Origin of the sequence: Simplicispira sp., from assembly GCF_028687295.1 — a bacterium.
GTDB lineage: Bacteria > Pseudomonadota > Gammaproteobacteria > Burkholderiales > Burkholderiaceae_C > Simplicispira > Simplicispira metamorpha.
This window is the reverse complement of the sequence record NZ_JAQUAL010000147.1, coordinates 1-8321: the sequence shown is the minus strand read 5'-3', so window position 1 is coordinate 8321 and position 8321 is coordinate 1. Positions and strand designations below refer to the sequence as shown.

Sequence of the window (8321 nt, the reverse complement as noted above, 5' to 3'; positions counted from 1 at the left end):
GGTACTGGTGCGCATCCTCAATGGCGCGCTGTTCGAGCTGGCCCAGATCACGCAACAGCGCGCTGGCCTGGCACTGCTGGAGCCCAGCACACAGACCCAGGGTTTCATGACCCAGGCGGTGCTGGCCTTGAGCGATGCACAGATTTACCCTGCACCTCTGGTCTTTGCACTCCAAGACTTCACACAGGTACAAGCCAGCGTGTTTCAGGTGGCGCGTGCGCCGGGCAAAAACATTGTTTACCTGGGGTGTGCCTTGCTCATTCTGGGCGTGTTTGCCATGCTCTATATCCGCGAGCGCCGCGTCTGGGTCTGGTTGGCGCCGCAGGGCGGGCGCACCCACGCCACCATGGCGCTGTCGAGCAATCGCAAGACGTTTGATGGCGACCGCGAATTTGCCCAGCTCACCGACAAACTCATAGGGGCACGCCCCGCAGGAGCAACTGAATGAACACGGCTACCACCACCACGACCACGTTGACTTTGAACGAGAGTTTTCTGTCACGGCGCAACTGGTTCGACTGGCTTTTTGCTGCCTTGGTGTTGGGCGGCGGGCTGTTTGCCTTGCAGCGCTACGCCGCGTTCATGGATGGCTATGAAAAAGGTATTTTGTTGGGCTCCATTCCGGCCACTATCTGGCTGGGCTGGTTCTGGCGACCACTGCGGGCGCTGATGCTGGTGGCAGCCGGGTGTGCCTTGCTGGCCATCAGCCTCTACGACGACGGCAGTGCAGGCAGCCTGGCCCGTGCCGACACGGTGTTCTGGCTCAAGTATTTCCTGTCCAGCCAATCGGCCATTTTGTGGATGAGCATGTTGTTCTTCATGAGCACGGCCTTCTACTGGATCAGCATGTTTGCGCGTGGCGAGGGGGCCACCATGTCGCTGATCGCTTCGCGCCTGGCCTGGGTGGCCGTGGCCATGGCGCTGATTGGTACGCTGGTGCGCTGGTATGAGAGCTACCTGGTCGGCGCCGATGTGGGCCACATCCCGGTCAGCAACCTCTACGAAGTGTTCGTCATGTTCTGCTGGATGACGGCGCTGTTTTACCTGTACTACGAAGAGCAGTACCGTACCCGCGCTCTGGGCAGCTTTGTCATGCTGGTGGTCAGTGCGGCGGTGGGCTTTTTGCTCTGGTACACCGTGGTGCGTGAAGCCCATGAAATCCAGCCTTTGGTGCCCGCCCTGAAAAGCTGGTGGATGAAGCTGCATGTGCCTGCCAACTTCATTGGCTATGGTACTTTTGCCCTGGCGGCCATGGTGGCCTTTGCCTACCTGATCAAGCAGTCCGCTGGTGAAACGCGCTGGTACAAACTGGCGCCGCTGTGGCTGCTGGGTGTGGTGCTGTGCTTTGAGCCGGTGGTGTTTCGGCCCGTTGCGGGCGCCAATGGCGGCAGTTACTGGATGGTGTACTTTGGCATTTCGGCGCTGATCGTCGGCGCCATTTTGTTCGGACGCCAGCGCATTGCCGCCAAGCTCCCCGCGCTGGAGTTGCTGGACGATGTCATGTACAAGTCGATTGCCGTCGGCTTTGCCTTTTTCACCATCGCCACCGTGCTGGGGGCCTTGTGGGCTGCCGAGGCCTGGGGCGGCTACTGGAGCTGGGATCCCAAAGAAACCTGGGCGCTGATTGTGTGGCTCAACTACGCTGCCTGGCTGCACATGCGCCTGATGAAAGGCCTGCGCGGTACCGTGTCAGCCTGGTGGGCGCTGGTGGGGCTGGCGGTGACGACGTTTGCCTTCTTGGGCGTCAACATGTTCCTGTCTGGTCTGCACAGTTACGGAACCTTGTAATCGCCAGGTGAGTCCTTCCCGGGGCGCTGAACGCTGGCGCCACCCCTTGAGGCCATTCAGGAATTCACCATGCACCTTCTCTCATCGCGCAACGGGTTCCAGCACCCTGTTCCCAGCGACATCACGCCGCTTTCGGTATACCAAGACCGGCGAACCCTGTTGCGTGCCATGGCCGGTGGTGTCGCTGGCGCTGCCCTGGCCAGCTGGGCCCAGCGTGATGCGCTGGCGCAGGCTGCCAGGCCAGGCAAACATGCGCCGCTGCCGGGTGTGCCGTCTGCTGTGCCGGGCGCCACGACAGTCGAGAAACTGACCAGCTACCAAGACGCCAGCAGCTACAACAATTTCTATGAGTTTGGCACTGACAAGGCCGACCCGGCGCGCAACGCCCATACGCTCAAGACCACGCCCTGGACGGTGGCCATTGAAGGGTTGGTGAAAAAACCGGGTCAATACGGCATCGAAGACCTGCTCAAGCTCAGTGCCCAGGAAGAGCGCATTTACCGTCTGCGCTGTGTCGAAGGCTGGTCGATGGTCATTCCGTGGGTGGGGTACTCGCTGGCAGAACTGATCAAGCGCGTGGAGCCGCTGGGCAGCGCCAAATACGTCGAGTTTGTCACGCTGGCCGACAAAAAAACCATGCCTTTTGTCGGTTCGCGCGTGCTGGATTGGCCTTACACCGAAGGCTTGCGCATGGACGAGGCCATGCACCCACTGACGCTGCTGGCCTTTGGCATGTACGGAGAGGTGCTCCCCAACCAGAACGGTGCCCCCGTGCGCCTCGTGGTGCCCTGGAAGTACGGCTTCAAGAGCGCCAAGAGCATTGTCAAAATCCGCTTCACCGACCAGGAGCCCGGCACCGCCTGGAACAAGGCGGCGCGCAACGAATACGGCTTTTATTCCAACGTCAACCCCAATGTCGATCATCCCCGCTGGAGCCAGGCCAGCGAGCGGCGCATTGGGGAAGGTGGTCTGTTTGCGAAAAAGCGCAAAACTTTGATGTTCAATGGCTACGAGGCCCAGGTAGGCCAGCTCTACGCAGGCATGGACTTGAAAAAGTTTTATTGACCGTGGCAGGCCTTGCACGCGCTGTCAGGTGCCAGCAGTTGGCAAAAGGGTGCTGATGGACGTTCAAAAAATGCTGCTCCACCGCGCAGCCAAGCCGCTGCTGTTTGCGTTGTCGCTGGTGCCGTTGGCCTGGTTGGTCTACGCCGCTGTCACCGACCAACTGGGCGCCAACCCCGCTGAAGCACTGATCCGTGACCTGGGCGATTGGACGCTGCGCTTTTTGTGCCTAGTGCTGGCCGTGACGCCGCTGCGCATTGCCACCGGTACCCCCGCGCTGGCTCGGTTCCGGCGCATGCTGGGGTTGTTTGTTTTTTTCTACGGCGTCTTGCACCTGCTGGCTTACGCCTGGTTCGACATGGGGCTGGATGTGGGCGAGATCGTGCACGACATTGCCAAACGGCCGTTCATCCTGGTGGGCACGCTGGCGCTGCTCCTGCTGGCGGTGCTGGCGGCCACGTCGCCCCACCGTGCCATACGCTGGTTGGGTGCGGCGCGTTGGCGGGCACTGCACAGGTCGGTGTACGTCGTAGCGGTGCTGGGGATCCTGCATTTCTTCTGGATGCGCGCGGGAAAAAACGACTTTGCCGAGGTGCTGTGGTATGGCGCCTTGTTGGCCGGTTTGCTCGGCTGGCGCATACGCCATGGGTGGCGCCAGCGCCATAAAAAATACCACCCAATGCCCTGATTGTTCCAGAGCAATGGATGGAATTTGCTATTTAATTGATAGCTGCTGGCGCCCTTCCAGAAAGCCTTTGGGGCCTTTTTCTCTAAATCAGGCAGTGACAGGCCGCAGTGTGGGGCGTGCCTTGCCCACTACCGGGTCAATGGTGGCGCTGGGCAGTTGGTAGGCGCGGTCATCAAACAGGTCGATACCGCAGGTCAAGCCCTCGATCCAGTTGATGAAGTCGCTGATGGCCTGCGCGCCCATGATGGGAGCGCCATGCTGGGGCACGATCATGGAGATATCGAGCTGGCGGGCCATTTGCGCCCACAGGCGCATGATCTTGTTTGAGACCATATAGCGCTTGTGAAAGCCTTCCATCAGCGGGATGTGGGCTTTGAAATCAGTGACCGGCTTGGCAGCCTGGGCGCCGCTCATCATGGAGACCCCCAAGTCCCCAGTGAACAGGATGCGGCTCACCGGGTCATAAAACTGGAAGTTGCCCTCCGAGTGCATGAAGTGCGCTGGCAGCAGCCACAGTTCGTGGCGCCCCAGCGGCAGGCGGCCACCACCATCGGGCACGCCAATCACCCGGTTCTCGGTTTTGCCGGTTTTGGTGAAGTGGGGCACAAAGCGTTCCCACATGCGCGAAATCACTAGCAGCGCCTTGGTGCTGGAGAGCCAGCGGTCCAGCGATGCAATGATGTCGGGGTCGGCGTGCGAGGCGAGAAGGTACGAGAGCTTTTGGGGCGGAAAGTGCTTCAGCATGCCCATGTACAGCTCGTTGTAAGCCAAGTTGCCACCGGGGTCGATGATGGCGCCCGTGTCGTCATCGACGATCAGGAACTGGTTGGCCTGCACCGCCTGCCCATCTTCTTCGACGAGGTCGGTGAACATATAGCAGGCATGATTTTTGTCGCGATAGAGTTCAATGGGCATGGATGGTTGCGATGCAGTAAAGCACGGACTCTGATGGGGCCTCGATGGGGCGGTTAATGAATGTCAAGGCGATGACGGATGTCAAAGCGGTGCGGCGGGCAAGAGTTTTTCACCGCGGAAGGTGTCGGCTGCGGTTTCGCGCTCGCGGATCAGGTGCGCGTTGTGGCCGCTCACCAGCACTTCGGCAGCGCGCCCACGGGTGTTGTAGTTACTGGACATGGACATGCAGTATGCGCCAGCTGACAGCACCGCCAAGTGGTCACCTTCATGCACGGCCAGGGTGCGATCACGTCCCAGCCAATCACCGCTCTCGCACACGGGGCCTACCACGTCGTACACCTGGGGAGTCTCCGCACGTGCTTGCAGCGGCACGATGCCGTGAAAGGCCTGGTACATGGCGGGGCGGGGCAGGTCGTTCATGGCGGCATCGACGATGCAGAAGTTTTTTTCTTCGCCTGGCTTGAGGTAGAGCACCTGGGTCACACACAGGCCGGCGTTGCCCACCAGCGACCGGCCAGGCTCGATCAGGAACTGGCGGTCTCCAAAGCCACGGGCGTCCATCTTGGCCAGTAACTGGTGCCACAGATCATCGGCAGCAGGCGGGGTGTCGCCGTTGTAGTTGATGCCCAGTCCGCCACCAAAGTCAATGTGGTGGATGGCAATGCCAGCGGCTTCGATGGCTTCGATCAGATCCAGCACGCGATCGGCAGCGTCCAGGTAGGGCGTGGCCTCGGTGATTTGCGAGCCGATGTGGCAGTCAATGCCCGTCACGCGGATGCCTGGCAGCGCAGCAGCGCGCTGGTAGGTGGCCAGGGCGCGCTCATGTGCCACCCCGAATTTGTTGCCCTTGAGACCGGTGGAAATGTACGGGTGGGTCTTGGGATCGACGTTGGGGTTGACGCGGATGCTGATGGGCGCCTGTGTGCCCATGGCCACTGCCACATCATTGAGCACTTCGAGCTCGGCTTCGCTTTCGACGTTGAAGCACAAGATGCCAGCTTGCAGGGCTTGCTGCATTTCAGCGCGGGTTTTTCCCACCCCGGAAAAGATCACCTTGCCCGCATCACCGCCAGCGGCCAGTACACGTTCGAGTTCGCCGCCAGACACGATGTCAAAACCGCAGCCTTGCCGGGCAAAAAATTGCAGCAATGCCAGGGAGGAGTTCGCCTTCATGGCGTAGCAGATCTGCACCTGGCGGCCCGCAAAACCGCGCTGGTAGGCGGCCAGCGCCGACTGCATGGACGCTTGCGAGTAAACGAAGAGGGGCGTGCCGTGGGCCTGCGCCAACGCACTGACCGGAAGGTCTTCAATGAACAAATCCTGGCCACGGTAGGCAATATGGGGATGACCGGGCAATGCAGTGTGCGTCATGGGAAAGAAAGGTGTAGCAGGGGGAAGGAGAAGGAGGCAGCTTGCAGAGTGAATCACTGCGGCCGGGTCGGTGGCTGCGCTGGCGCGGTGGCGGTGCCCTTGGGGGGCGATGCATCGTTGGGTAAATAAAGCGGGCCGCGTTGGCCGCAGGCACACAAGGCTGCCACGCTGGCAACAAGGGCAATACCCCTGACTAGAATTTGGGACGCTTTCAACATATGCAAATTGTAATGACCGACCTCGAATTCCTCGCCTGCGCTGAACGGCTGCTACTGGCCGTCGAACAAAACTGTGACCGCATCAATGACTCCACCGATGCGGATGTAGACAACCAGCGTACTGGTGGCATGGTCACATTGACGTTTCGCAATGGCAGCCAGATCATCATCAACCAGCAAAAGCCGTTGCATGAAATCTGGATGGCAGCCAAATCCGGCGGATATCACTACCGCTTTGATGGTGCCCAGTGGCAATGCACCAAGGGCAGCGGTGAGTTTTTTGAGCACCTCAGCCGCGATGCCTCTGCCCAGTCGGGCATGGCACTGCGGTTTACGGAGTGAGTCACGGTTCAGTTGCGGAAAAGATCCAGAATCCGTTTGCGTTCTTCAGTGACCGGCGCGTCATCTGGTGTGGTGGTCGTTGCAGTGTTGGGATTGGTGCTGGAGCGATTTTCCAGTCCTAAGCTGGAAACGCCTGCGTTGCGCGCATATTCTTCATAGAACCATTCGCCGCCCACGTTCACCACGCCTGGGGGCACAGTGGGTTCCATCACAGGGATTCCCTTCAATGCCCGCTCCATGAAAGAAATCCAGACGGGCAGGCTCAGTCCCCCCCCCGTTTCCCGGCTACCAAGATTGCGCGGTGTGTCGTAACCAATCCAGGTCACGGCGGTCAGAGAGGGTTGAAATCCAGCAAACCAGGCGTCCACGGAGTCGTTGGTGGTGCCGGTTTTGCCGTACAGGTCAGGGCGTTTGAGGGTCGATTGGGCGCGTGCAGCAGTGCCCGACCGCGTCACCTCTTGCAGCAGGCTGTCCATCACAAACGCATTGCGGGCATCAATCGCACGCTCTTGCTCCTCCAGCACCGGCGGACGCGTTTCCGAAATGACCCGGCCTTTGTGGTCAGTGACCTTGGCGATCAACCAAGGGTTCACGCGGTAGCCACCGTTCGCGAATACAGAATATCCCACGGCCATCTGCATGGGAGTGACCGATCCAGCCCCCAAAGCCATTGTGAGATAGGCCGGATGTTTTTCTGCATCAAACCCAAACCGCGAGACCCATGCCTGGCCATTTTTGGGACCTACGGCTTGCAATATGCGAATCGAAACCATGTTTTTGGACCGTGCCAAGCCCGTACGCATGGTCATGGGGCCGTCGTACTTGCCATCGTAGTTCTTGGGCTCCCAGGGTTGGCCGCCGGTAACGCCCGCATCAAAGAAAAGAGGCCCATCGTTGATGACTGTCGCTGGCGTAAAGCCTTTTTCCAGGGCTGCTGAATAGATGAATGGCTTGAAACTGGAGCCCGGTTGGCGCCAAGCTTGGGTAGCGTGGTTGAACTTGTTTTTATCGAAATCGAAACCACCCACCAGTGCCTTGATGGCACCACTGCGGGGGTCGATGGCCACCAACGCACCCTCCACTTCGGGCAACTGCGTGATCTCCCAGGTATTTTTAGGTGTTTTGGTGATGCGGATCACCGCGCCAGGGCGCAGCTTGATATTGGGGGGGGCTTTGTCGCTCAGACCGGATTGGGCAGGCTTGAGACCCTCGCCCGTGATCTCGATGTTGTCGCCATTCTGGCGTGCAGCGACGATTTTGCGCGGGCTGGCTTCCAGCACCATCGCCGACATCACGTCGCCGTTGTCTGGATGGTCTGCCAAGGTGTCATCGATCACATCCTCGCGCTCTTGCGCTGAAGTGGGGAGATTGACAAATTTCTCTGGCCCCCGGTAGTGCTGTCTGCGCTCGTAGTCCATGATGCCGCGGCGCAGTGCGCGGTATGCGGCTTCCTGGTCGCCTGCGCTGAGTGTGGTGTAGACGTTCAGTCCGCGCGTGTAGGCCTCGTTGCCGTATTGCGCAAAAATCAGTTGCCGGGTCATTTCAGCCACGTACTCTGCATGCACGCGGGTGTTGTCCGGCCCGGTACGGATTTGCAGTTCTTCCGTGCGCGCAGCTGCCGCTTGTTCGCTGGTGATAAAGCCGCTTTCTTCCATGCGGTCAATGATGTGCAGCTGGCGTACCCGTGCCCGCTTGGGATTGCTGATGGGGTTGTACGCGGATGGCGCTTTTGGCAGGCCAGCCAGCATGGCGGCCTCAGCCACCGAGACCTGTTTCAAAGGTTTGCCAAAGTAAGCCTCGGAGGCGGCTGCAAAACCATAAGCACGGTTGCCCAAATAAATCTGATTCATGTAAATCTCAAGAATCTGATCTTTGGTCAGCAAATGCTCTAGTTTGAATGTTAGTAATATTTCGTAAATTTTTCTCGTAAATGTTTT

9 protein-coding genes are annotated in these 8321 nt (G+C 59.6%); 5 read left to right on the top strand and 4 right to left on the bottom strand.

Features of this window, described 5'->3' with window-relative positions:
* The 4 genes from PHX69_RS13625 to msrQ all read left to right on the top strand — a co-directional run.
* Positions 1-448, top strand: a 448-nt coding sequence (locus PHX69_RS13625) for a cytochrome c biogenesis ResB family protein (RefSeq protein WP_288044371.1), incomplete at its 5' end; no start/stop codon positions are given.
* A complete protein-coding gene (ccsB, locus tag PHX69_RS13620) occupies positions 445-1788 on the top strand; it encodes a c-type cytochrome biogenesis protein CcsB (protein ID WP_119014434.1) in 1344 nt (447 codons plus the stop codon). The genes PHX69_RS13625 and ccsB, both read left to right, overlap by 4 nt.
* Before the next feature lie 69 nt (positions 1789-1857).
* On the top strand, positions 1858-2853 hold the full coding sequence (gene msrP / locus PHX69_RS13615; RefSeq protein WP_119014435.1) for a protein-methionine-sulfoxide reductase catalytic subunit MsrP: 996 nt from the start codon (positions 1858-1860) through the stop codon (positions 2851-2853).
* 55 nt (positions 2854-2908) lie between these two features.
* Positions 2909-3538: a protein-methionine-sulfoxide reductase heme-binding subunit MsrQ gene (gene msrQ / locus PHX69_RS13610; RefSeq protein WP_119014436.1), complete on the top strand. Its 630-nt coding sequence runs from the start codon at positions 2909-2911 to the stop codon at positions 3536-3538.
* An 87-nt stretch (positions 3539-3625) separates the two neighbouring features.
* Here msrQ and PHX69_RS13605 read toward each other — a convergent pair whose 3' ends face one another.
* From PHX69_RS13605 to lptM, 3 genes are all read right to left on the bottom strand, one after another.
* On the bottom strand, positions 3626-4453 hold the full coding sequence (locus PHX69_RS13605) for an oxygen-binding di-iron domain-containing protein (RefSeq protein WP_119014437.1): 828 nt from the start codon (positions 4451-4453) through the stop codon (positions 3626-3628).
* 81 nt (positions 4454-4534) lie between these two features.
* Positions 4535-5824 carry a diaminopimelate decarboxylase gene (gene lysA / locus PHX69_RS13600; RefSeq protein ID WP_288044367.1) on the bottom strand — a complete coding sequence of 430 codons (1290 nt, stop codon included), beginning with the start codon at positions 5822-5824 and terminating at the stop codon, positions 4535-4537.
* 53 nt (positions 5825-5877) lie between these two features.
* Complete coding sequence (lptM, locus tag PHX69_RS13595; protein WP_288044365.1) at positions 5878-6042, bottom strand: LPS translocon maturation chaperone LptM; 165 nt, start codon at positions 6040-6042, stop codon at positions 5878-5880.
* Between the two features lie 12 nt (positions 6043-6054).
* Between lptM and cyaY the strand changes: the two genes are divergently transcribed.
* Complete coding sequence (gene cyaY, locus PHX69_RS13590; RefSeq protein WP_288044363.1) at positions 6055-6384, top strand: iron donor protein CyaY; 330 nt, start codon at positions 6055-6057, stop codon at positions 6382-6384.
* An 8-nt stretch (positions 6385-6392) separates the two neighbouring features.
* Here the strand turns inward: cyaY and PHX69_RS13585 are convergent.
* On the bottom strand, positions 6393-8321 hold a 1929-nt coding region (locus PHX69_RS13585), incomplete at its 5' end, for a penicillin-binding protein 1A (RefSeq protein ID WP_288044362.1).